The organism is Actinoplanes sp. TBRC 11911, assembly GCF_012933445.1.
Taxonomy (GTDB): Bacteria; Actinomycetota; Actinomycetes; order Mycobacteriales; family Micromonosporaceae; genus Actinoplanes.
In genome coordinates this window covers 231,657-258,084 of the sequence record NZ_JABBNC010000005.1, presented here as the reverse complement: position 1 = coordinate 258,084, position 26,428 = coordinate 231,657, and the positions used below count along the sequence as shown (strand labels likewise).

Sequence of the window (26,428 nt, the reverse complement as noted above, 5' to 3'; positions counted from 1 at the left end):
GCGGGCCCGGAGGTTATGCCGTCAACATCAAGCACGTTTCGTTAGCTTAAGCACCATTCGCGCGTCCCATTCAGGTGTCCGCACCCCGCATTTCCGAGACCTTGGAGAGTTATGGCTCGTATGTGGGCGTAACTCTCCAAGGTCTCGAAATCGGGCGGGAAATCGGCTTCGTAAAAGGCGTGAAGGGTGTAAAACGACCGTCCTGTTCGGACGATCGTCCACAATGCGAGAATCTGTGACCGGATGGTGAGACGACTGCCGGGTACGGGCGGCACGTGTCGCTTCACCGCGAGCCATGTGCAGGTCAAACTATGCCTTATGCCCCAAGCCGGGCAGCTTAGTCAGCGGCGCCAGCCCAACCACCGCGGCGATGGCAGGCGATCCACCGGGCTTCCTTGCCAGCCTGCAGCGGCCGGGAGTCGGCGGGCGGCGGTTTGGTGTGCGTGGCAGGTTGCGGCGGGCGGGTGTTGGCGGCGGGGCGGCGGTTTCGGGCGGTTTGGTGTGCGGGGCAAGCTGCGGCGGGTGGGTGTTGGCGGCGGGGCGGCGGTTTCGGGCGGTTTGGTGTGCGGGGCAGGCTGCGGCGGGCGGGTGTTGGCGGCGGGGCGGCGGTTTCGGGCGGTTTGGTGTGCGGGGCAAGCTGCGGCGGGTGGGAGTCGGCGGCGGGGTGGCGGTTTCAGGCGGCTCGGCGTACGGGCCAGGCTGCGGCGGGCGGGAGTCGGCGGCGGGCGGCGGTTTCGGGTGGCCCGGCGTCCGGGCCAGGCTGCGGGAGCGGGTGTCAGCGCCGGGGTGGCGGTTTCAGGCGGTTTGGTGTGCGGGGCGGGCTGTGGCGGGTGGGTGTTGGCGGCGGGGTGGCGGTTTCGGGCGGTTTGGTGTGCGGGGCGGGCTGTGGCGGGCGGGAGTCGGCGCCGGGGCGGCGGTTTCGGGCGGTTTGGTGTGCGGGGCCGGCGGCGGGGTGGCGGTTTCGGGCGGTCTGGCGTCCGGGCCGGCTGCGGGAGGGTGGCCGCTGGGGCCGCGCCTCCGCGTGTGCTGGCGGGAGCGCCTCCCGTTACCGGGCGTCGGGGATCTCGATGATGGTTTTGCCGGGGGTGCGGCGGTGGCGGGCGAAAGCCGCCGCCGTCTCGGCCAGCGGGCGGACGTCGCCGACGATGGGCTTCAGGCGGCCGGTGCGGACGCGGTCGGCCAGGTCGGCCAGGCGGGCGCGGTCGGGCTCGACCACGAAGAAGATGGCGCGGCCGTTCCTGGGCTGGGTCTTCGGCGGGGCCGCGATGGTGACGACGGTGCCGCCGGGGCGGACCAAGGCCGTGGACTGGTCGAGGACGTCGCCGCCGATCACGTCCAGGACCAGGTCGACCTCGCCGGCGGACTTCAGGTCGCCGGCGGTCAGGTCGAGGAACGTCTGCGCGCCCAGGCCCAGGACGACGTTGCGGTCCGCGGTGCGGCCGGTGCCGATCACGTACGCGCCGGCCTCGTGCGCCAGCTGCACGGCGAGTGAGCCGACCCCGCCGGTCGCGCCGTGGATCAGGACGGTCTGGCCGACCGTGAGGCGGCCGTGGTCGAACAAGCCCTGCCACGCGGTCAGGCCCGAGATCGGTAACGCGGCGGCGACCGGGTGGTCGACGTCGGCGGGCAGCGGGGCGAGGTTGCGGGCCTCGACCGCCACGTACTCGGCCAGCGAGCCGTTCCGCAGCCAGTCGGCCAGGCCGAACACCCGCTGGCCGACGCTGAGTCCGGTGGTGCCGTAGCCCAGCTCGGCGACCACGCCGGATAACTCGTGCCCGGGGATCGCCGGCGTGCGATCGTTGCCGGCCCGGTCGGCCCAGGTGCCGGGCCAGGAGAGTTCCCCGGGCGTGAAGCCGGCCGCGTGCACGCGCACGATCACGTCGTTCTCGGCGGCGTGCGGGTACGGCATGTCGGTCAGGGTGAGCCCCTCGATCCCGGCGTCCCGGTCGTTCACGATGATGGCTTGCATGGCGGTTCCTCCCCCAGTCGCTTCTGCAAGCAACTATGCCGCCTAGCTCCAGAGCGTCACGTGCACCGATGGGCGGAAGTGACCAACGTTAACGCCGGAGCCGCGCATCATCGCCTGGATCGCCCGCGGCGTCGACGCGAACCGGGCCAGTTCCGCGGCCGCCGACGGGGTGCCCTGTTCGGCCAGCGACAACGCGTACCAGGTCGCCTCGATGGACGCGTTCGGGCCGGCCAGCTGCACCAACTGGCCCGTCCGGACCGACGGCGCCACGGTGAACGACAGCGCGGGCGCCACCCCACGGCCACGTTTCGCCTCCTCGAGGGCTGCCGCATGGCTCTGGAAGATCTGCTGGCGTTCCTCCGGTACGCCCAGACGCCGCAACAACGACGGCACCGCACCCATGTCGGCGGTCGCGGACGGGCCCAGAAGCCAGGTCTGGTCCCGCAACTGGCCGGCGGACGGGCGTACGGCGGCAAGCGGGTGTTTGGGGGCCGCGACCACCACCAAGCGGTAGTTCATGATGGGGCGCGACCGCAATGCCGGGTCGAGGACAGCGGGCTGCGAACCGATCGCGATGTCGATGGCGCGGCCCAGCAGCAACGCCGGGAACGCGCCGGGATCGCGGACGCTGAGCTCCACGTCCAGGTCGGCGGCCCGGCCCGCGAACAGCTCGATCAGGCCGGGCGCCGCGTGCTCGGCGAACAGGCTGGACGCGCCCACCCGCAGCAGGCGGCGACCGCGACCGGCGGCGCTGACCTCGAGCACGGTGATGTCCTGCAGGCCCAGCATCTCGGCGGCGCGCGATGCCAGCCGCAGCCCGCCGGGGGTGAAGGCGAGCCCGGCCGACGTCCGGGTGAAGAGCTGGTCGCCCAGCTCACGGCGCAGCTGCCCGATGTGCAGGGAGACGGCCGCCTCGGAGACCTCCAGCTCGGCCGCGGCGTGTTTGACCGAGCCGAGGCGGACCACCGTCGAGTACGCGCGCAACTGAGTCGGGGTCACTAGCCGCGAACCGCCATGACGAACCCCCTGTGCAGAAACGTGACGCGCGCTACACCCGCAATCTATCGCGGGGACCTGGGAGGGCGCGTCCGGCGCTTGGCCAGGACGCGCCCACCCGGTCATCGCGAGCTGATCAACAGTCCGGGCACCACGTCCCGGCCGGTGGTGAACTCGGTGTACGCCCAGTTCTCGACGTCCGGCAGCGGCTTCGTCGGGGTGAGCGTGACGGTGCCGGACCCGCCGCGGGTCACGGTCGGCGTGACGTCCAGTGCCGCGTTGCCATAACGGGCGTCGACGGGGATGACCGTGACGCCCAGCTGGTACGCCACCGTCGCCGCGCTGGCGACCTGCGCGTGCACATACGCGGTGTAGACGCCCGGCTCCGGGAAGAACAGCACGACCCGCTCGTTGCTGTGCCAGAACGCCGCGCTGAAGTCGACCTGCTTGCCGTCTTTGTACACGTACAGGTCGAAATTGCTGTTCTCGTCCGTCGTCGTGGTCTGGATGATCGCGCCGGCGGTGCCCTTCGGGACGACGATGCGGGTGCCCTGCACGCCCTCACCGCCGGGGGAGAAGACCCCGCCGGAGACCGTGGTGCTGACCTGCTTGGCGGTCCAGACGACCGGGGTGTAGCCGCTGGTGCGTCCGGTCAGCGGGCCGGTGAACCCGGGCTGCAGGTAGCCGGAGCCCTGGCCACCGGTGCGGCCGAACTCGATGCCGGTGTCGTCGTACGGTCGCGGCGTGAAGCCCCACGGCCGCGCCGCCACGGTGAGCCGGACCCGGTGCTCGTCGCCGGCGAAGACCAGCGAGCCGGTGGTGTAGCGGTCCCAGGTGGCCGACCCGCGGGCGAGGCGAATGGTCACGGTCTGGGTCTTTCCGGGACGGATCGAGAACGTACGCGGGGAGACCGTCACGTCCATGCCGTCGAGACCCTCGGTTTTCGCCCGATAGGTCTCCGTCCGGGTGCCGACGTTGGTGAGCCGCCGGGTGACCACGACCGGCTTCGTCCCGTCGTATTCGCGCAGCGCGATCGACGGCAGGTTGATCTCCTTGCCGTCCGGCGCCCCGGCCGCCGCGAACGCGGTCAGCTCGGCCGCCGACGGCTCGATCACCAAGCCGGGGTCCGTCGCCTCGGCCGGGTGGGGGAGCCCGGAGCCCTGCTTGAGCGGCGACGACGTCGTCTCGGTGTCGGTTGCGGTCGTGCGCAGGGCCGACGCGATCGCGCCGGGCGACCAGTCCGGGTGCGCCGCCTTCAGCAGCGCCGCCTCTCCCGCGACGTGCGGGGCGGCCATCGAGGTTCCCGAGTACGCGTCGAAGAGTCGCCCGCCGTCGCCCACCGGAGAGACCGCGGCGATCACATCGACGCCGTCCTCGACGAGATCCGGCTTCTGCAGGCCCGTGTGCACCTGATCCGGCCCGTACGAGGAAAGGCTCGCGACGCTCGGGACCTGGATGTCGGAGTTGCCGCCGAGGCGCAGCGAGGCGGTGGCGTTACCGATCCGGTGCCGCCACAGGTAGTTGAACAGGACGCCGGCCTGCTCCTCGCTCCACAGGTAGATCGCCGGGAAGTCGTAGATGATGTTCAGCCGGGTGTTGCCGCCCGACTGGAACAGCACGACACCCGCGCCACCCTTGGACTTGACCTCCTGCACCGCCGCGTACGGGTCGTCGAAGTCGCAGGCCACGATCTTGCCCTTGATCTTCGCCGGGTCGAGGGTGCCGCCCCAGCAGTACTGCGCGCCGTCCGCCAGCGAGCCGGCCGTGTCACCGAAGACGATGTCCCTGGTGCGGGTGTCCGGCAGGCGGTCCATCGAGGTGCCGACCAGGGCGGTGCCGTCGCCCAGGCGTACGGTCGCCGGGTTGAGCCGCTCGACCGCCGCACCGACCGTCGTCACCCACGGCTCGGCGTTGCTGATCATGCCCGAGGTGCCGTCGTTGCCCGCGGCGGCAGAGATGAAAACCCCGGCCGTGTACGCGTTGAGGAACGCATCACCGATCGGCGAGTTGGCCGTGAAATCCCCGAAGGACGCGCCGATCGAGTAGTTGATGACGTCCACGCCGTCCGCGACCGCCGCGTCGATCGCCGCGATCAGGTCGGCGTCGGTGCCGGCGCCACCCCAGAGGGCCTTGTAGACGGCGATCTGCGCGTCGGGGGCGACGCCTTCGATGCGGCCGTAGTCGTGGCCCAGGACGGCGGCGTGGTCGACCTTGATGCCGGCCGCGGTGGAGGCGGTGTGGGTGCCGTGGCCCTCCATGTCGCGGGCCGAGAGAATCTCCCCGGCCGGTAGTTCGCCGACCGCGTCGAGGTAGCCGTCGGCGAAGTAGCGGGCGCCGAGGATCTTGCCGTTGCAGGCGCTGGCGGGGAAGCCGTCGCCGGATTGGCAGGTGCCGTGCCAGCCGGCGGGGGTGGTCATTTTCTTGGCGAAGGACGCGCTCTCCGGCCAGATCCCGGTGTCGATGACGCCGATGACGGTGCCGGCGCCCTTGCCGGGCTTGCCGGTCCCGCCGGCATTGCCGTTGACGCCGGCGCTGCCGTTCCCGCTTGCGCTGCTGGTCCCGCTTGCGTTGCCGTTGCCGCTTGCGCTGCTGGTCCCGCTTGCGCCGCCGACATCCTCATTTCCCGATTTTTCGTGATTTATCAGGGCGGATGATTGAGTGGGGGCTGGGGTTTGGGCTGTCGGCTGGGTCGGGGTCGCGCCCGTTGGTGTTGCGGCGTCGGCCTCGGACAAGTGCATCTCGGTTACCGCCGCCACGCGCGGGTCCTGGGCGAGCTTTGTCGCCTGGGCCGAGGTCAGCTGGGCCGCGAAGCCGTTGAACGCCGTCGTGTAGGACTGCCGCGCCCGCGCGCCGACCGCCGCCAGCACCGCCGACTGGCCGTCGTCCAGGTGCTTGCGGTACTTCTCCGCCGCGGGGGAGTGCGGCTCCGGTTGCTGACCCGCGGCGGGCTTCGTGGCGGCCAGTCCGGCTGTCCCACCGGCGTACGTGGCGACCGGGTTTTCCTTCAGCCGCACGATGTAGTGGCCGGGCAAGGCCCTGGCGGTCTGCTGGGCGTGTCCGGCAGCGCCGCCGGTCAGTGGCGCGGGCGTGCGGCTGCCGCCCAGTCCGGCGGAGGGCGGAGGCGTACGGGAAAGGGTGGAGGGTGGAGGCGTACGGGGAGCGGCCGAAGCGGGGTCGCCGAGCGCGACGCCGCTGATGGTCAGGGTGAGAACGACGGACGCCGCGAAAAGGCGCCGGGAACTCGTGTGGGGGACCACGAGTCTCCTTCCGGTACAGCGAGGGATGTAGATAGATCAACACCCAACACTGAACCGGTTAACAAGCTGTCCCGGAACTATTACGATTGATGATCATCTGTTGCGGCGCCGACGAATCCGGCGATCGCCAGGGACACCATCTCGTCCAGACGCGACAGTGCGTCCGGGAACGCGCCGCGCAGGTAGTCCTCGTACCAGATCCGGAACGCCGCGGTCGCGCACGCGAACATCAGCCGCCGGCGCCACCCCGGCTCGCCCGGACGCAGCGACAGCAACTCCTGCTCGCGCTCGGGCGTGACCCGCAGATGCGTGGCCCGCAGGTGCGCCGACTGGTCGACCACGCGGCTCAGCGCGCGCAGCCAGTCCGCGTGCTCCACCACGAAAGCGCCGAGCTCATGCATCGCCGGGAGGATCACCTCGGGGTCGCTCACCGACGCGGGTGCGGTCGTCATGTGCCGGGCGACGATCGCGGTCATCTCCTTGACCGGCTCGGCGATGACGTCGTCCTTGCTGGCGAAGTACCGGTGAAAGGTCCGCGGTGCGATCTCCGCGGCCGCGCAGATGTCGGCCACGGTCACGTTGTCGTACCCGCGCTCGATGAACAGCCGCCACGCCGTCTCCGCGGTCAGCGTGCGGTTGCGTTCCCTCTTGCGATCCCTCAGGCCGGCGATCGGCGTGCTCCCTCCCTGCGCTGGCAATGCTAGGTGTGTGACCCCGGTCTCACGCGATGGTGCCCGCCCCCGGGTCGTGGCACTCTCTGCCTCGTGGCAGATTATGCCACTTCCTTTCGTGAGAGGCCTGCCGATGTCTTCAGCCGTCGCCGCCCCGCCGGCGCCGACCAGGTCCGGGCCGTGGTCCGGCAAACAGCTGATCGTGCTGCTGGTGATCGGCGTCGGCGCCCTGATGGTGTCGCTGACCCAGTCGCTGCTGGTGCCGGTGCTCGGCGAGGTCGGCACCGACCTGCACGCCTCCGGCGACGGCGCGGCCTGGATCCTCACCTCGACGCTGCTGGTCGGCGCGGTGGCGGTGCCCGCGTTCGGCCGGTTGGGCGACCTCTACGGCACCCGGCGCATGGTCATCGTCGCGCTCGCGGCCCTGGTCCTCGGCTCGCTGATCTGCGCCTTCGCCCACGACCTCAGCACGATGATCGTGGGTCGCTCGGTGGTCGGCATCTCGGTCGCCACCGTCCCGCTGAGCATCAGCCTGGTCGGTGTCACCCTGCCGCGCGAGCACTCCGGTTCCGGCATCGCCCTGATCAGCGCGATGCTCGGCGTCGGCGGCGCGCTCGGGCTGCCGCTGGCCGGGGTCATCGCCCAGTACGCCGACTACCACGTGCTGTTCTGGATCTGCGTGGCCGGCGGCATTCTCGCCATTCCGGGGATCGTGTGGCTGGTGCCTTCGCCGGAACGGTCGGCCCACGGGCGCATGGACATCATCGGGACGGTGCTGCTCGGCGGCGCGATGCTGGCGCTGCTGCTGCCCCTCGCGCAGGGCTCGTCGTGGGGCTGGACCGGCCCGCTCACGCTGGGCCTGCTGGTTCTCGCGGTGGTCCTGCTCGTCGTCTTCGTGCTGGTCGAGCGGCGTCTGAGGTCGCCGCTTGTCGACGTACGCACGACGGCCCGTCCCGCGATCCTGCTGACCAACCTGGCGTCGCTGTGCGTGGGCTTCGCGCTGTTCGCGACGCTGATCGGCACGGCCACCTACGTCGAGGCGCCGGTCGCCACCGGTTACGGTTTCGGCAAGTCCATCCTGGTCGGCGGCCTCTGCATGCTGCCCGGTGGTCTTTCCATGCTGCTGCTCTCCCCGGTGTCGGCCCGGTTGAAGCCGCGCACCGCGCTGATCGTGGGCTCGCTGATCGTCGCGGCCGGCTTCGCCACCCGCATCGTCCTGACGGACAGCCTGTGGCAGGTCGTTCTCGGTGCGACGATCGCGGGCGCCGGCACCGGGATCGCGTACGCCGCTATGCCCGGCCTGATCATGCAGGCGGCGCCCCGGTCCGAACTCGCCGCGGCGAACGGGTTGAACTCGTTGTTCCGCAGCGTGGGCAGCTCACTGGCGAGCGCCATCGGCGGCGCGATCCTGGCGGCGCAGACGATCGACCTGGCCGGGTTCGCGTTGCCGTCGCTGGGGGCCTATCGGTTGTTGTTCGTGATCTGCGCGGCGGCGGCGGTGGGGGCGGCGTTGATCGCGCTGGTGATCCCGCGCCCGGCGGCGATCGCCGTGACGGAGTAGCGCTTCGCCGCGGCAGGCTTCCCGCCTGCCGCGGCCCCGTATCATCGGGGCGAACGCTATCCGCGGGCGGGAGGGAGGCAGAGGATCATGGATTACCAGCCGATGACCCTGGTCGAGCTCGCCCGTCACCTCGCGCGCCACCCGGACGAGAAGATCCGTTGGAAGCACGTCTGGGAGTTCCTCGAGGAATACCGCTGGGAGCCGGCGGACAAGCAGCGCATCCTTATCCACGAGGAACCACCTCGGGTCGGCGAAGAGAATTGGGACGTGCTGCTGGCGGCGTTGGCCGAGCACTTGGCCGCGCAGCTTGATCTCGCCCCACCGGAGTGGACCAGGCCCAGGGTCCTGGCGACGCCGTGGTTCCCCTCGTCGCTGCGCTCGAAACGCATGGAGGCCCTCGTGTGGGCGCCTGCCGCGTTCCGCAAGCACGGCGTCTATCTCTCCGCCCACGACCTCGAAGCCGCATGACAGACGACGCCCTACTCGGTCGCGCTGAGCTGGAGCGCGCGTTCGGAGCGCTCGGCGACCGCCTGGCCCGGCGTGGCGTCGTGGCCGACCTGTTCATCGTCGGCGGTGCCGCGATGGCGCTCGCCTACGATGCCCATCGCGTCACCCGCGACGTGGACGCGATCTTCGTGCCGCACGGCGTCGTGCTGGAGGAAGCCCGGAACGTCGCGCAAGCGATGGGCCTTCCGCCCTGGTGGCTTAACGAGCAGGCCAGCGCCTACGTCTCGGCACAGCACGACGCCGGCAAACGAGAGGTGTTCGAGCACCCCGGCATCAGGGTCATGGCCGCCTCGCCCGAACACGTCTTTGCCATGAAGGCGTTCGCCGCGCGAAGCCGTGACGAGGACGACCTGCGCACGCTTGCGAAGATCACCGGGGTGGCCACGCTCGACGGTGCCCTTGAACTGTGTGATCGGTTCTTCCCTGGAGAGTCGTTGCCGTCCCGGTCGAGGGCGATGCTCGAAGATCTCTTCGGCGTGAATTGAGCCGGGTGTTCACGCCGTACGGGGGCTTGTCAGGCTTCCCGTCCGTCAAGGGGCGTCGGAGTAAAGGTCCGCCGGGCTGACGAGCACGATGTCGTCGTTCTGCTCGGCGGCTCGCAGCAGGTCGTCGTGGAAACCGGCTGCGCTGTAGCAAGCCAAACGCGCGGTCTCCGCTCCGTACCGGCCCTGCGCGGCGAGCAGCGTCCGGATCCGGCGCAGGCGCTCCAGGTGGGTCATGCCCATCGTCTCGCCCCATTTGGCCTCGCCGATCGCCAGGAGCGGGCGGCGATTGTCGTCGTCGAGGCCGAACGCGACCACATCGAGTTCGTACGAGGCTTTGCGCGCGGGATCGTTGACCGTGCCGCTTCCGACGTGGTTCGGATAGCCGCCGAACGTCTCGTCCGGCGCCATGTATCGCGTCCAGTGCCGGCAGACCTGCTCGAGGTGCGGGCCGAGCACGTTGCCGGTGAAGCGCTGCTGGCTGCGCCGCCAGAGCCCGCTCGCGTCGCGGGTGTGCTCCAGGTCCGCCCGGATCGGACGCATCACCGAGTGGTAGAAGGTGACCAGCGGTTCGGCGATCCGGTACTTGGTGCGGTTGTCCTTGAACACGTCCGGCTCGCGGGAGATGAGCCCGCAGTCCTCCAGCACCGTGAGCGGGTGGGCCAGGTCGCCCGACTTGCGGCCGAGGTACGACGCGATCCCGCTGCGCCCGGAGCGGGTGGCACCATGGACGGGTGAACTTTGCGGTTGTGGACGTGCCGGAGCGGGAGCGGTTCGAGGCGCGCGATGACGACGGGGCGCTCGCCGGGGTGCTCACCTACCAGCTGACCGGCAACATCATCGCCTACACGCACACCCAGGGCGAAGAAGGCGCCGACACCGCCCTCGCCCGCGCCGCGATGGACGACGCCAAGGCGAAGGGGCGGGTGGTCGTGCCGCTCTGCCCGTTCCTGAGCGGCTGGCTCGACGAGCACCACGAGTACGACAAGATCCTGGCCCGCTCGACGCGCAAGGTGAAGTAGGCGGCCCGTTCAGGACCACGGCCGGCCCAGCCACCAGGCCGCCGAGCACAGGCTGATCCCGGCCAGCAGCCAGCACAGGCCGGCCAGGACGTGAGCCAGGGGCGTCCCGCCGGTGATGGGCAGGAGCGCGGCGCCAACCGACACGACCAGCTTCATCGCGCGTGGCTTGCCGTGCCGGTCCACGCCGGTGGCGACGAACGAGTGCTGGCCGGTTCCGAGGCTCGCCGGCACGCTCACGGCCTTGCGGAAGGCGCCGTCGGCGTCGGTCACCGCTAGACCCAGGACGATCGGATCCGAGTAGATCGTGATCCGCACGGTGGAGCGCGGGGCGAAGCCCTTGCCGATCACCACGATGTTCTCGCCGGGGGCGGCCGTCGTGATGTCGCCCTTGTCCGTCGTGAGAAGCAGCCTCGTCGTGGGCGGCCCGGCGGGCACCAAAGGCGCTGTCGGGATGACCTCGTTCGACAACGCCGGCGGTGACGGCACGTTGCCGCCGAGGGCCACGACGACCGCGGTGTACCGGGTGCCGGCGACGGCGCCGAGCACGCAGTGGCGCGTCGCGGCGGTCACTTCGCAGGCCGTGTCGCCGGGAGCGGCGTACACGACGTAGCCGGTGACCGTCACGCCGTTGTCGGCCGGGGGCGTCCAGGTCACGTCCAGTGACGATGTGCCCGCCGTGGCGACCACCGCGGCCGGTGCCGGCGGGCGGCCCGCGGTGACCTCGACCGGGTCGCTGCCGGCGCCCGGACCGCTGCCGTTGACCGCACGCAGCCGGAAGGCGTACGTGGTGCCGTTGTCGAGCCCGGCGACGGTCGCCACCCGGGTGCCACCGATGCCGGCATTCGTGGTGACCGGTGCCCAGGAGTCGCTCGAGCTGACTTCGTACCCGGTGACCTCGGCACCGCCGTCCGGGCCGGGGCGGAACGAGATCGTCGCCCCGCGGTTGCGCGACTCCGCCGCCCGGATCTCGGGAGCGCCGGGCACGGTGGAGGGGGTGCCGGGCCGTGCCGACGAGCCGGCGCCGGGGCCGACACCGTTCACCGCGCGCAGCCGCACCTGATAGGTGGTGCCGTTGGTCAGGTTGCCGACGCTGCCGACGCCGGCCGTCGCGGGGAGCGGCCGCCAGCTGTCGCCGTCATCGGTGGAGATCTCATACCCGGTGATCGGGTCGCCGCCGGTCGCACCCGGCGTGAAGGCGACCTCCAGGCCGCCGGCGAGGGACGCGACGGAGGACACCGTCGGCGCGTCCGGTGTGGTCGCCGGGGTCGCCGAGACACCGGCGCCGGCCGGACCGGGGCCGGAGCCCGTCCGGGCGCGCACCTTGAACGTGTACGCCGTGCCGTTGGTCAGCCCGGTCACCGTGCCTGTTCGCGAGGGGGCCGTCGTCAACGTGTGCCAGCTCGACCCGTCGTCGATGGTCCACTCGTACGCCGTCACCGGGTCACTGCCCGTGTTCGTGGGCGGGGTGACGGTCAGCGACACGGCACCGGCACCCCGCACCGCGGTGACGCCGGCGGGTGCACCGGGCGGCACCGCCGCCGGCGTGACCGACGCACCGGCCGAGGCATCTCCCGGGCCGACGTCGTTGCGCGCCCGGAGCATCACCGTGTAGGCGACGTTGTTGGACAATCCGGGGACGCGGCCGGTGCGGGTGCCACCCGCCCCGGCGGCGGTCGGCAACGGCTTCCAGCTCGTGCCGTTGTCCACCGTGTATTCGTAACCGTAGATCGGCATGCCCCCGTCGGAGGAGGGCGGCGTGAAGGTCACCGCCGCCGCCGCGGAGGCTGCCGCCGCGCTCAGTCCGGTCGGGGCGCCGGGCACGACCGGCGACGGGCTGCCATTGACGGCCGCGCTGGCCGCACCGTCGCCGACCCCGTTCACGGCGCGGACGCGTACGGGATAAATCGTGCCGGGCACCAGGCCGCCGAACGAACCGGTGAGCGTGCCGCCGGTGCCCGATGCGGTGGGCAGCGTCGCCCAGCCGGCCGAGCCGGTGGACACCTCGTAGCGCGTCACCGGGTCGCCGCCGGTCACACCCGGCGTGAAGGTGACGGTCACGGCGCCGGTGCCGGGACTGACCGAGAGCCCGGTCGGCGCGGCGGGCGTGGTCGCGGGAACGCCCGTGATCGCGTCACTCGCCGCGCCGTCGCCGACCGTGTTCGCGGCCCGGACGCGTACGGGATAGGTCGTGCCGTTGATCAGCCCACCGATCGTGCCGGTGCGGGTGCCGCCGGTACCGGCCGTGGTGGACATTGTGGACCAGTGCGAGCCGTCGTCGGTCGACACGTCGTACCGGGTGATCGCGTCGCCGCCGACATCGCCCGGCGGCAGGAAGGACAGGTCCAGGGCCGTGTCGCCCCGGGTCGCCACGAGCTGCGTCGGCTTCCGCGGCGTGGTGGCCGGAGTGACCGTCAGCGCGTTGCTGTCCGCGCCGGGCCCGGCGAGGTTCAGCGCACGCACCTTCACGCCGTACGAGGTGCCGTTGGCCAAGGCGGTGATCGTCGCAGTCCGGGTGCCGCCGCTCCCGGCGCTCGTGGTCAAGGCGTTCCAGCTGCCGCCGGTGGTGTATTCGTAGCCGGACACCCCGTTGCCACCATCATCGAGCGGCGGCGCGATCACCAGATCCGCCGAACCGTCACCCCGGGTGGCCGACTGCAGGACGGGCGCGCCCGGGACCGTACGGGGAATGCCACTCCCGGTGACCACAGCGCCGTCACCGACAGCGTTGACCGCGCGCACCCCGATCCCGTACGAGATCCCGTTCGTGAGGTTACCGACCGTCGCCGTGAGCGGATTGGTGCCGCTGGTGGGCAGTGTCGTCCAGTTCCCGGCACCGACCGACACCTCGTACCGCTGGATCGCACTGCCGCCGTCGGCCGCGGGCGGGAAGCTGAGATCGAGCCCGCCGTTGGCCGGCGTTACGGTAAGGCTCGCGGGCGCGGCCGGCGCGGTGAGCGTGAGCGGTGCGGCCAAGCTGGACGGCGGGCTGGGCTCGGACCAGGTCGTCCCGTGGTCGTTGCTGGCCTGGACCGTGAACGTGTACCCCTGGGTCGGGCTCAGGCCGGCGACGTCGCAGGTGAGGGCGCCGTTCGTGGTGCAGGTCTTGCTCTCCGGGTTCGACGTCACCTTGTAGTCGGTGACCGCCGCGCCGCTGTAGGTCGCCGACGCGGTCCAGGAGACCGCCACCTTGCTGGCGCCGGGCGTGCCGGTGACGGTGGCGGGCGGCGGCGGCGTGGAAACGACGGCGATACCGGTCGGCCAGCCGAGGCCGGTGACGACCGCGGGGCCGGGCAGGTAGCCGCCCGCGAACGTGGGCGGGAACTTGATCACCGCTCCGGCCTGGGGGTCCGCGGCGAAGAGGTTGCCGCGTCCGTCCAGGGCCAGGTCGAGGGCTGGACTGCTCAGCTTGGCGAACTCGCTGACGACGCCGCCCGGGGTGATCTTCTGAATCCGGAGGCCGTTCGTCGACACGTAGAGCACGCCATCGGCGCCGGCCTCGACGGCCATCGGCGCGGTGATGCCGGTGGCGTACACGCTGACGGTGCCGTCGCTGGTCACCTTGATGATGCGGTTGCGGATCTTGTCGGTCACGTAGGCGTTGTCGTTCGGATCGATCGCGATCCCGTACGCCACGACACCGCCCGGCACCGTGATCGGAGTCTGGACCCCGCCGGCCACCTTCATCAGCCAGCCTGCTCCGCCGGCGTAGACGGCGCCGGTGGAGTCGACGTTCACCGCCATGGAAGCGGTCAAGTTGCCGAGGAAGGTGCTCCGGGTGCCGTCCGCGGCGATCCGCTCGATGCTTCCGGCGCCCGGCTGCCCGCTCGCGTACTCGGCTATGTAGATCACCCCGCTGGGCGTGCGCGTCAGCTGGTACGGCTCCTGCATGGGGATGCCCATGCTGGAGGCGGTGCCGCCGGCCGGGATGCGCTTTGCCGGCCCGACCAAGTACTGGCTGATGACGTAGATGTCCGCGTACGGATCCGACCCCGCGACGGGGAGGGGAGGAAGCGGGACGGCCTGGGCGGGCGCCGCCGGCCCCCACGACACAAACCCGCTCGCGATCAGCGCCAAGGCAAGGACGGCCATGACCCGCCGCGCGGAACGAATGTGCATCGGGACCCCTGTACCTGGCAGTGACTTTCACTCAACGTAAGCAAAGCCCCGCCCGTTTTAGGCCCTTTTCGTCCTCACTACCACCGGGGGCGTAGTCTGCCCTCCACGCGGTACCCGCAGGTGTCATCCCTGGCGGGACGACCCGGGCGGCCCCGACCGGCATCGTCAGCAGGCATGAACGGTCTCTCCGCTTTCGTGCTCCGCCACAAGCTGGCCGTGACGCTGGCCTGGCTCGTCGTCTTCCTGGCCGGCGCGGCCACCGCCGGGCGGCTCTCCGGCGCGCTCGACCAGGACTTCACCTTCCCCGGCACCGACGCCGACCGCGCCAACCGGGCCGTCCTCACGGCATACGGCGCGGGCGGCACCGAATACCCGCTGGTGCCGGTCGTCACGCTGCCCGCCGGTACGCCACCGGACGCCACCCGCGACGCCTTCGCCGCGGCCGCACAAGCCGATCCCTCGGTACGCGTCGTCTCCTATCCGTCCACGAAGGACAACCGATTTCTCGGCTCGGACGGGCGTACCCAATTCGCTTTGGTCTTCGTCCCGTCGGCCGGGCACGGACCCGGCAAAGGCGCCGGCGTGACCGCCGCCATCCAGACGGCCCTGCCACCGGGCAGCACCGTGCACGTCACCGGGATCGGCGCGCTCAACACCGGCGGCAACACCGGCTCCGGCACCAGCGTGCTGACCGAAACGCTGCTCGGCGGCCTCGGTGCGCTGGCCGTGCTCGCGTTCGTGTTCGCGTCCCTGCTCGCCCTGCTGCCGCTGCTGATCGCCGCGGTGTCGATCCTCACCACGTTCCTCGTCGTGCTCGCCCTGACCGCCATCACCGACGTCAGCGTCATCGTGCAGTTCCTGGTCGCGCTGATCGGGCTCGGCGTCGCCATCGACTACTCGCTGCTGCTGGCCACCCGATGGCGCGAGGAACAGGCCCACGGTCACCGTGGCGACGAGGCGATCCACCGCGCGATGGCGCACGCCGGGCGGGCCGTGCTGCTCAGCGGCGTCACCGTGGCGATCGGCCTGCTCGCCCTGGTCGTGCTCCCGGTTCCGTTCCTGCGCAGCGTCGGCATCGGCGGCATGCTCATCCCGCTGATCAGCGTGCTGGCGACCCTGACCCTGCTCCCGGTGCTGCTGGCCCGGTTCGGGCAGCGTCTGCTGTGGCCGCGGATTCGCAGCGACCGGTCGGCGAGCCGGGCCTGGCGGGCCTGGGCGTCCGGTGTGGTGCGCCTGCGCTGGCTCGCCGTGGTCGCCGCGCTCGCGATCCTCGGCGCGCTCACCTTCACCGCGACCGGCATGCGGCTCGGCGAGGCCGGCAGCGCCGCGGTCGCCCAGGCCGCCCCTCCGGCCGCGGCGCAGGGCCTGCGCGAGCTGACCGACGCCGGCATCCCCAGCGGCGTGCTCACCCCCATGCTTTCCCTCGGTACGCCTCCGCCGGTCGACGGCACGTACGCCACCGTGACCACCGGGCCGCTGACGATCGTGCTGCCCGTCGACGAGGCGAGCACCGACGCGGGCAAGGCGACCATCCAACGCGTACGGGGCTCGACCGATGCCTTGATCGGTGGCCCGGGGGTGCTGGAGGTGGACGCCGAACACGCGCTGTACCAACCGTTCCCGTATCTGCTGGCCGCCATCAGCCTGATCACCTTCGTGCTGCTGGCCCGCGCGTTCCGCTCGCTGCTGCTGGCGGCCAAGGCGATCGTGCTCAACCTGCTGTCGATGGTCGCCACGTACGGCGTCGTGGTCATCGTCTGGCAGCACGGCCATGGCTCGGACGCGATCTGGGGCATCCCGGCGACCGGTGCGGTCACGTTCTGGCTGCCGGTGATGACGTTCGCGTTCCTGTTCGGCCTGTCCATGGACTACGAGGTGTTCATCCTGGCCCGCACCCGCGAGGAGTACGACCGCAGCGGCGACACCCGGACTGCGATCGTCGAGGGCATCGGCCGCACCGGGCGGCTGGTCACGAGCGCGGCGCTGATCCTGTTCCTGGCGTTCGTCTCGCTGGCCACCGCCCCGGAGACCGACGTGAAGATGCTCGCGACCGCCCTGGGCGCCGGCATTCTGCTCGACGCGACAGTGGTCCGGAGCCTGCTGGTCCCGGCGACGGTCTCGTTGTTCGGCAAGTGGAACTGGTGGCTGCCGGGCTGGGCGGCCCGTGTCCTGCGGGTGCCTCCAGCCACGCCGGCGACACCTTCACCCCGGGTCCTCGAACCGGTCTAAGTGCCGAGACGGTCGAGGCGTTCCACGTCCTGTTGAACTCCGGACGGCCCCGAGGGGGAGGGCCGTCCGGGACGGGGCCGAGGCGGGTTCAGCCACGGCTCCGGGGACGGCTCACCGGCGTACCGGGAAATGTCCTGAAGGGGTGGCACCGGCTCCTGGCCGGTCAGCTCGGCGAACTCGGCCCACGACAGCTCCTGCTGGGCCTCGCCCTCGTCGAGAATCTCCCGGTACGCCGCGGCCATCGCGGCCAGCGCGGACCGCACCGCCGCCAGCGGATGCAGCACCAGACGCACACCCAGGGCCGCGAGCTCGGCGTCACTCAGCGCCGGGCAGGCGGTCGCGCTTTCCGACCGACTGATTGCCAGCCGTACGCCCGGAAGAGCGTTACGGATCTCCGTCAACCGCGCCCGGTCGGCGACGCCCACCGGCAGCACCGCGTGTGCGCCGGCCGCCGCGTACGCCCGGCAGCGCGCGACCATGTCGGCCGGCCCGGTCCCGGTGGCGCGGGCGATCACCACGACCGACGGCACACGCTCGGCCAGCTCGGCGATCCGGGTCGTGGCCCGCGCCGGGTTCGCGCCGTCGTCCAGGTGCAGGCCGCCGACCCCGGCCCGCTCGTACGCCAGCGCGGTCCACACCGCGTCCGACCGGTCGTCGTAGCCGAGATCGGCGTCGGCCAGCAACGGCACGTCGCCCAGCGCCGGCTTGATCGTCGCCGCGCGGTCGGCGATCTGGGTAGGCGGCGTGACCTCGACACCGGGCCGCCCGCGCATCGTGGCCGCCACCGCCGCGCCGGACAGCAGCACCGCCCGGTTCCCGGCACGCACCGCGAGGGCGGCGCTCGCCGGATCGAAGACACCCGGCACGTGGGTGACATGGTCGGCGTCGAGCAGGTCCCGGAGAGTGGCGGCAGTCACGGCGCGATGTTATGCCGCCCCCGGTAGCCCGTGACCGGGTGGTGCCCCGTTGCCCCGTGCGGGATCGTCGACGAAGACCTCTATCCGTCCCTAGCACCGTGGGGCTTTCCCACCCGTTGTCCTCGGGCTGCGCGACGAAGAACGGCGCTCCGTGGAATTCCGGGTCGATGACCGAGCCTAGGCGAGTAAGTCCTGACCGTGGTGGTAGGCGGTGAGTGATCTGGTCGCGGTGTGGCAGTTGCGCGGTGGTGCCGGAGCTGAGGTGCTGTGGTGATCCGTTCGGCCGGGCGGTCCCGCTATGTGTAACTGTTCAGCTGCTTCCGTCGGCCGGGAGTCCCCGTGCGAGGCGGCGCCGCCAGGCCCGCGCAGGTCCCAGCTCCCCACAGTGGGCGCGCCCCACCCGGGTGTGGGCAGTAGCGACGCCGGGGAGGCTGTGGTTGCCCACACCGCGGCCACGCTCACCCGCGTGTGGAGAGTCGCGACGGCGGGGAGGTTGCGGTTGTCCACACCGCGGCCACCCTCACCCGCGTGTGGGGAGTCGCGACGGCGGGGAGGTTGCGGTTGTCCACACCGCGGCCACCCTCACCCACGTGTGGAGAGTCGCGACGGCGGGGAGGCTGTGGTTGTCCACACCGCGGCCACCCTCACCCGCGTGTGGGGAGTCGCGACGGCGGGGAGGTTGCGGTTGTCCACACCGCGGCCACCCTCACCCACGTGTGGAGAGTCGCGACGGCTGGGGGGCTGTGGTTCCCCACACCGTGGCGACCCACAGCGGGTGTGGGCACCTGTCACGGCCGGAACCTCCCAGCTCCCCACAGCGACCGGCCTAGCAGGTCCGCCACGGAAGGCCGACGCATCGCAGGGTGAGCGGCGAGAACCAGCTGAACAGTTCCGCTATGTGGACACCGCGGTCACATCGTGGATTTTTGTGAACCTTGGAGAGTTGGGCCCACATAGTGCGCGTACGGAATTAACTCGGCGTGTTGCTGATTTCGGCCATTCGATCTGCTAAGGCAGCTTCGTTACCTGCGCGTTCGCCAAGCCTGGACGTCTTCACTGGACAGATAACTTCCGACAAAGCCGCTGGTCAGCCAGCCGCCATGGGATAAATCGGTACAAAACGCGAAACTACGAGTTATTTTTTCGCAGGCCCATACGAGCCATAACTCTCCAAGGTTCACATTCGGCCGGAGAAAGCCGCCGGGCGAAAGCCTCGTTACGTGACAAAGCTATTCTCTACAATGGACGTTGGTCCCACATCGCGGGCGGTGGGTCCATGATGCGGGCGCGGGTCTCAGCAGGCGGTCACCACGTCTCACGGAATGGAAGCGCGGCGCGGCCGCGCGCCGAGCCCGCCTGTCCAGCGGCCCGGCCGATCCAGTAAATTTCAGGAAATGTCGGATATGTGCGAGAGGGGTAGCGGGGGCTGGCGGACGGACGGCGATCAGATCGCTGATTCGCCTACGGCCACTGACTCGGCTTGGCACTTACTCGTCTAGGGTCCACAGCTCGGTGGCGCCGAGGGCTCTCCGGTACCAGGCGGATGCCGACGCGGCGTCCGGCACCGCGAGCATGACGGAGATCGTGGTCATGACTTCGCAGGGTAGTCGCGGTGGTTTGCCGCCACGCTACCAGCCGCTGGTGCACCCGTCGGCTTGATCTGTGTCCTGCGCCACCTCGGCCAGGGCGCGGGGGTTCCCGGTGCTGGCGAGCTGCAGGAAAGCCCCGAGCAGGCGCCCCTCGGCCGCCGATGACGCGGGCCGGATCGCGTCCGCATCCACCCGGACGCGGGCCCGCCGGACCAGCTGGCGCGCGTTCGACTCGGTGAGCCCGAGCAGGTCACCGATCTCGCGGTGGGAGTAGCCGAACGCCTCGCGTAGCACGTAGGCGGCCCGCTCCCGGGGGCTGAGCCGCTGGACCAGCCGCACCACGGCGTGGCGCAGCCCGTCGCCGCGTTCGACCGCGATGGCCGGGTCGGCGTCCGGCTCCGGCCGGTCGGTCGGCAGCTCGGCCGCGTCGCGATGGCGCACCCGGGCGGACTGGACCACGCCGACCGACAACCGGGCCGTCGTGAGGCTGAGAAAGGCGGGCGCGTCCCGCACGACGCTGCGGTCGGTGCGGTTCCAGCGCAGCCACGCGTCCTGGACGACGTCCTCGGCCTCGGACGCGCCGCCGACGATGTGGGCGGCGATACGCAAGAGCCGATCGCGTACGGCCAGGAAGTCGGTGAGGCCATCGGTGGTGTCGGTTGCCGGCATCGCTCGCTCCTGGATCGCGGCCGGGCTGGCCGCGGACGCGTTCGACGCTAGGAACTGTCAGTGCGTAAGCAGTGGCAAACGAGTGTGCCCGGGAGGTCGCGGCGTACGCCCACTGACAAACAGGGTGCGGGCGCCCGGGGCCGACTCCCCGGACGCCCGCACGTCTCTCACCAGGCGGGCAGGTCGATCAGCAGCGGCCCGGTCCGGTCCGCGATCGCCTTCGCCGCGTGGTCCATGTCGTCGATCCCGGCCACGGTCAGTCCCTCGCCGCCGAGCGCCTCGGCGATCCGGGCCATCGACAGGACCGGGCTGTGGTCGTACACCATCACGATGATGTCCAGGCCGAGCCGTGCCGCGGTGGCGAACTCGGCCTGGCCGCCGCGCAGGAACTCCTCGTCGCCGCAGGCCAGCACCACCGGTTCGGCCTGCCGTCCGGCCGCGGCGCCGACCGCCGCGCCCATGCCCATGCCGCCCGAGCCGAAATTCACCGGCAGCACGTACGCCCGTGGGTCACCCGGATGCAGGTAGCGGAAAGCGTCCATCATGGACCGTCCATAGTCGACGACCACGGCGCGGCGCTCGGGCAGCACCTCGTCCAGGCGGCGCAACAGGGTGGCGGGCCCTGCTTTCTGCTCGGCCAGCCGCTCGGCCATCGCCTCGGTGCGGAACCCGCTCGGCGGCAGCTCGCGCACGTCGACCGCGTCCAGCAGGGCCTGCGCGGTCTCGGACGCGTCGCCCCGCACGGTCACGTGCGCCTCCGGCACGACCCGGTGCTCCACGTCGACCACCACGAGACGCTTGCCGCTCAGCAGCGTGCCGTGCCGGGTCGTGGACGCGTCCAGCGCCGCCCCGAAACTGATGAGCAGATCCGCCGAGTCCAGGATCTCGCGGGTCACCGGCCCGGCCAGGTCGCCCGCCACCTCCATGTCGAACGGCTCGCGCCGGAACAGGTCCTTGGCCTTGAGCGTGGTCGCCAGCGGCGCGCCGATCCGCTCGGCCAGCCGCAGCACCGGCGACCGGGCCTCGATCGCGCCGCGACCGGCCAGCACCACGGGTCGTTGCGCCGCCGCGATCTCCCGCACGGCGTGCCGCACCGCGGCCGGATCCGGCACGATCCGTTGCGCCTCCGGCAGGTGCAGCGGCACGTCCCAGTAGTCGATGTCGCGCCGTGCGTAGTCGGCCGGCACGTTGAACACCACCGGACGGTGCTCGGTGATCGCGCGGCGCATCGCCGTGGCGAGGTCGGCGAGCGTGGTCTCGGGCGTACGGGCCTGCTCGAAACCGGCGCCGGTGGGAAGGACCACGTCACGCTGTGCGATGTCGCGTACGTCGGACCGGTTCGTCGTGTCCGTGTCCGCGGCGATCAGCAGCATCGGCACCCGGCCGCGCACGCCCTCGATCAGGCCGGTGAGCGTCTTCGTGAGGCCGGGACCGGGGGTGACCGTCACCACGCCGGGCCGTCCGGTCAAGGAGGCGTAGCCGAAGCCCATGTGCGTGGCGCCCGGTTCGCTCGCGGCCGCGACGTAGTCACCGCCGTTCGCGACGAAACTGTCCACCAGGAGCAGGTTCGCGTCGCCGGTCACCCCGAAGACGGTGCGCACGCCATGGCGCGCCAGGGCACGCGCCAGCGCAGCGGGCACCAACATCTCGGCCGGCCTCCTTTCACAACGTCACTATCGACGGTGTACGGAGGAGGTTGTTCAGGCCAGAGACGCTACTCACCTCACCGCTTTGATCCTCGTCACCAGCACCGATCCCAGGATGGTGACCGCAGCCACCGCGACGTACAGCGAGGGGTAACCGCCGAGCCAGTTGACCAGCGGGAAGGCGAGCGCCGGGCCGAGCACCTGGGGCGCCGAGTTCGCGATGTTGATGACGCCGAGATCACGCGCCCGGTCGTCGGCCGACGGCAGCACCTGGGTGATCAGCGCCTGGTCCACCGACAGGTAGACGCCGAAGCCCAGGCCCAGCACCACCGCCGCGGTCAGCGCGCCCGGCCAGGCCGGCCAGAACGCGAGGATCAGGGCGCCGGCCGCCATGACGTAGCCGGAGAGGATCACCGACGGCTTGCGGCGCCCGGACCGGTCGGAGATCCAGCCGCCCACGACGACGGTCGCGACGGTGGCCACCGTGTAGACCACGACGACGATCGCCAGCCCGTTCTCCGGGTCGCCGTAGCCGATCCGGTCCCGCAGGAAGAACAGCAGGTACAGGGTCGCCATCGCGTTGCCGAGCTGCACCAGGAACCGGGTCGCGAACGCCCAGCGGAAGTCGTGGTCGCGACTGAACCGCAGCCGGAATCGCGGCGGCGCGGCGACGATCAGCGGCGGGTCGGTGGTGAACAGCACGAACGGCGCCGCGGTGGCCAGCACCAGCACCGCGATCAGCAGGTAGCCCTGGGCCTCGTCGGCCGCCAGGGTCACCACCAGGACGCCGGCCACCACACCGACGGACTGGGTGAGGCCGACCCAACCCGAGACGATGCCCCGCTGCAGCACCGGCGTGCGGTCCGGGACCACGGCGGTCAGCCCGGCCTGCATCGCGTTCAGGCCGGCCTGCGTGATGCACCACGCCACGGTCAGCCCGAGAACCGAGGCCTGGCTGGCCAGCAGCACCAGACCGACGCCGCCGACCAGCGCGCCCGCCATGATCCAGGGGTGCCGCCGGCCGGTGCGCGAGGTCGTCACGTCGGACAGAGCGCCCGCGATCGGGCCGGTCACCGCGGCGACCAGCGCGCCGAAGCCGGTGACGATCGCCAGCGCCAGCGTCTCCTCGCCGTCGGCCGCGAACCAGGACACCTGTTCGGGCAAGAGCACCTGAAGCGGGCCGAAATACCCCATCCAGAGACCGAGGTTCGCCACCGACAGCAGGGAGATCCAAGCCCCGCCGACGCGGGGTCTGGCTTCAGTGGTCACGCCGCCGGGTCAGTTCGTCGCGTAACCAGCGGAAACTGTCGTTGCGGGTGCGGACCTGCGTCGCGAAATCGACGCCGACCAGGCCGAACCGCTGCCGGTAGCCGTCCGACCACTCGAAGTTGTCGAGCAGCGACCAGACGAAGAAGCCGCGCAGGTCCACGCCGTCGGTCAGCGCCCGGTGCGCCGCGCGCAGGTGGGCGTCCAGGTAGTCGATCCGGGACTTGTCCGCCGTACCCTCGTCACTGGAGCAGCCGTTCTCGGTGATGTAGATCGGGGGCAGCGCCTCGGCGTACGTCCGCTTCAGGCCGGTGAGCAGGTCGTACAAGCCCTCCGGGACCACCGGCCAGCCGAACGCGGTGGTTTCGGCGCCCTCGATGGGCACCATCCGGAAGGGCAACGGTCCGTCGGCGGCCGCGATCCGGGTCGGGTTGTAGTAGTTGATGCCGAGCGCGTGCATCGGCGTACGGATGATGTCCATGTCGCCGTCGCGGACTCCTGGCACGTCCATCGGATAGGTGCCCAGCATCACCGGGTCGTTGAACAGCCGATTGTGGAATCCGTCGTAGATCGCGGCGGCCGCGTGGTCGGCCTCGTCGTCGCTCGCCGGCATCACCGGGGTGCAGTTGTTGGTGAGCATCACCTCGCCCGGCAGGGTCTGCGCGGCCAGTCCGTGGGCGAGCAGCAGATGGTGCGCGACCGGGAGGGCGTCGAGCATGAGCGTGCGGCCCGGTGCGTGCGTGCCGAACGCGTACCCCTCGGCCATGTGCACGACCGGTTCGTTCAGCGTGATCCAGCGGTGCACCCGGTCGCCCAGGCGACGGCCGACGTTCGCGGCGTACTGCGCGAAACGCTCGCTCGTCTCTCGGTTCAGCCAGCCGCCGCGGTCCTCCAGGGCCTGCGGCAGATCCCAGTGGTAGAGGGTGGGCAGCGGCGTGATGCCGCGCGCCAGCAGGCCGTCCACGAGGCGATCGTAGAAGTCGAGGTTGCTCTGGCGGGGCCAGGCGATTGAGAAGCGGTACGCGTCGACGCCGAGCTCCACCAGCAGATCGAGATCCTCGGGCCAGCGGTGGTAGTGGTCGCACGCGATGTCGCCGGTGTCCCCGTTCCGGGTGTTGCCGCGGGTGTGCGCAAAAGTGTCCCAAATAGACGGTTCGCGGCCGTCGTCCGTGGTCGCGCCCTCGATTTGATAGGCCGACGTGGACACCCCGACCACGAATCCCTCAGGGAACGGCGGCAGCATGCAGCACAGAGTATTGCCGCGGTCACCTTGGCGGAATGGTCCGTTGGTCGGACATGACACGCCCGGCGGAAGCGTGCGCTGCCGCCGGGCGTACCCCCGATGTTTGGTTTGCTCAGTTGCCGCCGACGCCCGGGATGGGCTTGGTCTTGCCGCCGTCCGGGGCGACCGCGAACCACGTGCCGTTGACGCCCTGGCCGTTGAGGTCGCCGGGCTTCGCGTCGGCGATGAAGTAGTAGACCGGCCAGCCGTTGATCGTGACCTGGCAGTGGCCGTCGGCGCGCTCGACGTACCCGAGGATCTTGGGGTCGACGCCCTTCGGGAAGATCTTGCCGGGCGACTTGATCAGCAGCGGCGGCCACGCCTTCTGGCAGTCGCCGTTGCAGTTCGACTTCGGCGGCTTGTTGGTGTCCTTGTCGAAGCGGTAGAGGGTGCGGCCGGCGCCGTCCGTGACGTACGTGCCGATCTGCTCGTTCTCGGTGGCGTTCAGCTCGACGGTGTTGCTGCCGCTGGTCCGCGACTTCGGCGGGGTGATGTCCTGGTCGGAGGGGCCGCTGAAGATCTTCACCCACTTCTGGGTCTTCACGACCGTGGGTTTGCCCGCTTTGTCCTCAGTGTTGGTTGCCGATGGGGTGGGGCTGCCCTGCTCGTCGCCGCCCGCTGCGCCCGCCAGACCGCCAGGTTCCGCCGGACCATCGGGGGAGAGCGGCGCCGCCGAGGACACCGCCGCCGGTGCCTCCTCCGCCGCTTCGGGCGGATTGTTGTCCGAGCTCTTCTCGAGCCGGAAGTCGCAGCCCGCCACGCTCACGACACCGGCCAGCGCTAACGCGACGAAGATCCGTTTCCGCATGGTCGCACTCCCTGGTCCCTTGGCTTTTGGCTTCTTGGCAATGCCATCCACACGCCTTGATGTCCGCCGGCGGTTCAGCCGAATGTGCCAATTCCCAAGATTTTTGATCCGGTTGGGCTACGGAGTACGTACTGGGAGTAGCTACGGCACAGTAGTTTCGTCGATGTCGATTCGCCAGATCGGGAGAGACGATGCCGTCGACCAGGACACGATCACATCGGGAGGTGGCCGATGAAGCGCTCGTCAGATCGCTGTGGCAGGAACACGGACGGGCCATGCTCGCGTACGCCACGCAGCTGACCCGCGACCGCGCCGCCGCCGAGGACGTGGTGCAGGAGGCGCTGCTGCGCGCCTGGCGCCACCCGGACAGCCTCAACAACGGCAAGGGCTCGGTACGCGGGTGGCTGCTCACCGTCGTCCGCAACATCGTGCTCGACCAGATCCGAGCGCGTGGCCGGCGCCCTCCCGAGGTCGCCGAAAGCCCGCCGGACGCCGCCGTCGAGGGCGACCACGCCGACCGTGTGGTGACGTCGATGGTGGTGGTCGACGCGTTGAGCCGATTATCGGCCGAGCACCGGGAAGTGCTCGAACAGGTCTACCTCCGAGGCAACACGGTGGCCGAGGCCGCCGAGGCGCTCGGCATCCCGCCGGGCACGGTGAAATCACGCTCCTTCTACGCGTTGCGGGCCTTGCGCGAGGCCGGCACGGAACGGTTGGCATCATGAGTACGCCGGACAGCGCGAACCCGACCAACGACCACGTCGACATGGCCGGCTACGTGATGGACATGCTCACTCCCGAGGAGAAGCAGCGCGCCGACGAGCACCTCACGACGTGCACGGCGTGCCGCGAGGAGATCGAGTCCCTGCGCGAGTGGTCCGCCGCGCTCGACGACGTCCCCGAGGCGATGCTGCTGGACGGCCCGCCCGACGACGCCGACCTGCTGCTGCAGCGCACACTGCGCCAGGTCCGCCAGGAGTCGGCCGGCCGCCGCCACCGCCGGTTGGCGCTGGTGACCTCGATCGCCGCCGCCGTGGTCGCGGTGGCCGTGGTGGGCGGCGCCCTGGTCGGCCGGACGACCGCACCCTCGTCCACCCCGCAGGCCGCGCCACCGGCCGCGTCCGTCCCGGCCGCCGAGCGTTCGGCGAGCGGGGTGTCCGCCACGACCGGCGCCCGCATGACGGTGTCGGTGGTCCCGGCGACCGGCTGGGTGCGGGTCAGCGCCACGGTCGGCGGCATCCCGGCGGGCGAGCGCTGCAAGCTGGAGGTCGTCGGCAAGGACGGCGCCGCGGTCCTGGCCGGCAGCTGGCTGGTGTCCCCCGCGGGCGAGGCGAACGGCACGCCGCTGAACGGCAGCGCGCTGATCGACCCGGCCCAGGTGGCGTCGGTCCGGGTGGTGAACACCGGCGGCAAGGAGTTCATCAACGTCCCGGTCTGACAT

20 protein-coding genes are annotated in these 26,428 nt (G+C 71.1%); 7 read left to right on the top strand and 13 right to left on the bottom strand.

Annotation, left to right across the window (positions count from 1 at the left end; translation table 11 throughout):
- Positions 1-1,045: 1,045 nt before the first annotated feature.
- From HH310_RS10600 to HH310_RS10585, 4 genes are all read right to left on the bottom strand, one after another.
- On the bottom strand, positions 1,046-1,969 hold the full coding sequence (locus tag HH310_RS10600) for an NADP-dependent oxidoreductase (RefSeq protein ID WP_169175274.1): 924 nt from the start codon (positions 1,967-1,969) through the stop codon (positions 1,046-1,048).
- A gap of 42 nt (positions 1,970-2,011) precedes the next feature.
- Positions 2,012-2,968 (bottom strand): LysR family transcriptional regulator, encoded by a 957-nt coding sequence (locus tag HH310_RS10595; RefSeq protein ID WP_169175273.1) that lies wholly within the window; start codon positions 2,966-2,968, stop codon positions 2,012-2,014.
- Between the two features lie 119 nt (positions 2,969-3,087).
- On the bottom strand, positions 3,088-6,222 hold the full coding sequence (locus tag HH310_RS45760; RefSeq protein WP_211191982.1) for a S8 family serine peptidase: 3,135 nt from the start codon (positions 6,220-6,222) through the stop codon (positions 3,088-3,090).
- 80 nt (positions 6,223-6,302) lie between these two features.
- Positions 6,303-6,920, bottom strand: a complete 618-nt coding sequence (locus tag HH310_RS10585; protein WP_211191981.1) for a TetR/AcrR family transcriptional regulator — start codon at positions 6,918-6,920, stop codon at positions 6,303-6,305.
- A 106-nt stretch (positions 6,921-7,026) separates the two neighbouring features.
- On the opposite strand from HH310_RS10585, the gene HH310_RS10580 reads away from it, so the two are divergent.
- The 3 genes from HH310_RS10580 to HH310_RS10570 all read left to right on the top strand — a co-directional run bounded on the left by HH310_RS10580 (position 7,027) and on the right by HH310_RS10570 (position 9,446).
- A complete protein-coding gene (locus HH310_RS10580; protein WP_169175272.1) occupies positions 7,027-8,454 on the top strand; it encodes an MFS transporter in 1,428 nt (475 codons plus the stop codon).
- A gap of 87 nt (positions 8,455-8,541) precedes the next feature.
- Entirely contained in the window at positions 8,542-8,922 is a 381-nt protein-coding gene (locus HH310_RS10575; protein WP_169175271.1) for a hypothetical protein, read from the top strand.
- The gene (locus HH310_RS10570) at positions 8,919-9,446 is read left to right on the top strand and encodes a DUF6036 family nucleotidyltransferase (protein ID WP_169175270.1); all 528 of its coding nucleotides are present in this window, start codon (positions 8,919-8,921) and stop codon (positions 9,444-9,446) included. The genes HH310_RS10575 and HH310_RS10570 overlap by 4 nt, the downstream gene beginning before the upstream one ends.
- 45 nt (positions 9,447-9,491) lie before the next feature.
- On the opposite strand, the gene HH310_RS10565 is transcribed toward HH310_RS10570, so the two are convergent.
- On the bottom strand, positions 9,492-10,091 hold the full coding sequence (locus tag HH310_RS10565; protein WP_211191980.1) for a hypothetical protein: 600 nt from the start codon (positions 10,089-10,091) through the stop codon (positions 9,492-9,494).
- 86 nt (positions 10,092-10,177) lie between these two features.
- On the opposite strand from HH310_RS10565, the gene HH310_RS10560 reads away from it, so the two are divergent.
- The gene (locus HH310_RS10560; protein WP_169175269.1) at positions 10,178-10,465 is read left to right on the top strand and encodes a GNAT family N-acetyltransferase; all 288 of its coding nucleotides are present in this window, start codon (positions 10,178-10,180) and stop codon (positions 10,463-10,465) included.
- 9 nt (positions 10,466-10,474) lie between these two features.
- On the opposite strand, the gene HH310_RS10555 is transcribed toward HH310_RS10560, so the two are convergent.
- The gene (locus HH310_RS10555; RefSeq protein WP_169175268.1) at positions 10,475-14,581 is read right to left on the bottom strand and encodes a fibronectin type III domain-containing protein; all 4,107 of its coding nucleotides are present in this window, start codon (positions 14,579-14,581) and stop codon (positions 10,475-10,477) included.
- Between the two features lie 174 nt (positions 14,582-14,755).
- On the opposite strand from HH310_RS10555, the gene HH310_RS10550 reads away from it, so the two are divergent.
- Positions 14,756-16,810 carry an MMPL family transporter gene (locus HH310_RS10550; RefSeq protein ID WP_169175267.1) on the top strand — a complete coding sequence of 685 codons (2,055 nt, stop codon included), beginning with the start codon at positions 14,756-14,758 and terminating at the stop codon, positions 16,808-16,810.
- On the opposite strand, the gene HH310_RS10545 is transcribed toward HH310_RS10550, so the two are convergent.
- The 7 genes from HH310_RS10545 to HH310_RS10515 all read right to left on the bottom strand — a co-directional run bounded on the left by HH310_RS10545 (position 16,807) and on the right by HH310_RS10515 (position 24,987).
- Positions 16,807-17,727: an isocitrate lyase/phosphoenolpyruvate mutase family protein gene (locus HH310_RS10545; RefSeq protein WP_169175266.1), complete on the bottom strand. Its 921-nt coding sequence runs from the start codon at positions 17,725-17,727 to the stop codon at positions 16,807-16,809. The two genes, HH310_RS10550 and HH310_RS10545, sit on opposite strands and share 4 nt — an antisense overlap.
- 1,487 nt (positions 17,728-19,214) lie before the next feature.
- The gene (locus tag HH310_RS10540; RefSeq protein WP_169175265.1) at positions 19,215-19,319 is read right to left on the bottom strand and encodes a VOC family protein; all 105 of its coding nucleotides are present in this window, start codon (positions 19,317-19,319) and stop codon (positions 19,215-19,217) included.
- Between the two features lie 36 nt (positions 19,320-19,355).
- Positions 19,356-19,985 (bottom strand): sigma factor-like helix-turn-helix DNA-binding protein, encoded by a 630-nt coding sequence (locus tag HH310_RS10535; RefSeq protein ID WP_169175264.1) that lies wholly within the window; start codon positions 19,983-19,985, stop codon positions 19,356-19,358.
- Positions 19,986-20,152: 167 nt separating this feature from the next.
- On the bottom strand, positions 20,153-21,631 hold the full coding sequence (locus tag HH310_RS10530) for a thiamine pyrophosphate-binding protein (protein WP_169175263.1): 1,479 nt from the start codon (positions 21,629-21,631) through the stop codon (positions 20,153-20,155).
- A gap of 72 nt (positions 21,632-21,703) precedes the next feature.
- Complete coding sequence (locus tag HH310_RS10525; RefSeq protein WP_312033951.1) at positions 21,704-22,846, bottom strand: MFS transporter; 1,143 nt, start codon at positions 22,844-22,846, stop codon at positions 21,704-21,706.
- A gap of 43 nt (positions 22,847-22,889) precedes the next feature.
- On the bottom strand, positions 22,890-24,140 hold the full coding sequence (locus tag HH310_RS10520; protein ID WP_169175262.1) for a GH1 family beta-glucosidase: 1,251 nt from the start codon (positions 24,138-24,140) through the stop codon (positions 22,890-22,892).
- Positions 24,141-24,252: 112 nt separating this feature from the next.
- Complete coding sequence (locus tag HH310_RS10515; protein WP_169175261.1) at positions 24,253-24,987, bottom strand: hypothetical protein; 735 nt, start codon at positions 24,985-24,987, stop codon at positions 24,253-24,255.
- 224 nt (positions 24,988-25,211) lie between these two features.
- Here HH310_RS10515 and HH310_RS10510 point away from each other — a divergent pair, with 224 nt between their 5' ends.
- Both HH310_RS10510 and HH310_RS10505 read left to right on the top strand, forming a co-directional pair.
- The gene (locus HH310_RS10510; protein WP_396027504.1) at positions 25,212-25,712 is read left to right on the top strand and encodes a sigma-70 family RNA polymerase sigma factor; all 501 of its coding nucleotides are present in this window, start codon (positions 25,212-25,214) and stop codon (positions 25,710-25,712) included.
- Positions 25,709-26,425 carry a zf-HC2 domain-containing protein gene (locus HH310_RS10505; RefSeq protein WP_169175259.1) on the top strand — a complete coding sequence of 239 codons (717 nt, stop codon included), beginning with the start codon at positions 25,709-25,711 and terminating at the stop codon, positions 26,423-26,425. Before HH310_RS10510 ends, HH310_RS10505 begins: the two co-directional genes overlap by 4 nt.
- The last annotated feature ends 3 nt before the right edge of the window (positions 26,426-26,428 follow it).

Coding starts and splice junctions, on each gene's coding strand:
- HH310_RS10535 (WP_169175264.1), bottom strand. CDS start 19,985: ATGCCGGCAACCGACACCACCGATGGCCTCACCGACTTCCTGGCCGTA.
- HH310_RS10580 (WP_169175272.1), top strand. CDS start 7,027: ATGTCTTCAGCCGTCGCCGCCCCGCCGGCGCCGACCAGGTCCGGGCCG.
- HH310_RS10505 (WP_169175259.1), top strand. CDS start 25,709: ATGAGTACGCCGGACAGCGCGAACCCGACCAACGACCACGTCGACATG.
- HH310_RS10520 (WP_169175262.1), bottom strand. CDS start 24,140: ATGCTGCCGCCGTTCCCTGAGGGATTCGTGGTCGGGGTGTCCACGTCG.
- HH310_RS10555 (WP_169175268.1), bottom strand. CDS start 14,581: ATGCACATTCGTTCCGCGCGGCGGGTCATGGCCGTCCTTGCCTTGGCG.
- HH310_RS10550 (WP_169175267.1), top strand. CDS start 14,756: ATGAACGGTCTCTCCGCTTTCGTGCTCCGCCACAAGCTGGCCGTGACG.
- HH310_RS10540 (WP_169175265.1), bottom strand. CDS start 19,319: ATGACCACGATCTCCGTCATGCTCGCGGTGCCGGACGCCGCGTCGGCA.
- HH310_RS10530 (WP_169175263.1), bottom strand. CDS start 21,631: ATGTTGGTGCCCGCTGCGCTGGCGCGTGCCCTGGCGCGCCATGGCGTG.
- HH310_RS10575 (WP_169175271.1), top strand. CDS start 8,542: ATGGATTACCAGCCGATGACCCTGGTCGAGCTCGCCCGTCACCTCGCG.
- HH310_RS10570 (WP_169175270.1), top strand. CDS start 8,919: ATGACAGACGACGCCCTACTCGGTCGCGCTGAGCTGGAGCGCGCGTTC.
- HH310_RS10515 (WP_169175261.1), bottom strand. CDS start 24,987: ATGCGGAAACGGATCTTCGTCGCGTTAGCGCTGGCCGGTGTCGTGAGC.
- HH310_RS10600 (WP_169175274.1), bottom strand. CDS start 1,969: ATGCAAGCCATCATCGTGAACGACCGGGACGCCGGGATCGAGGGGCTC.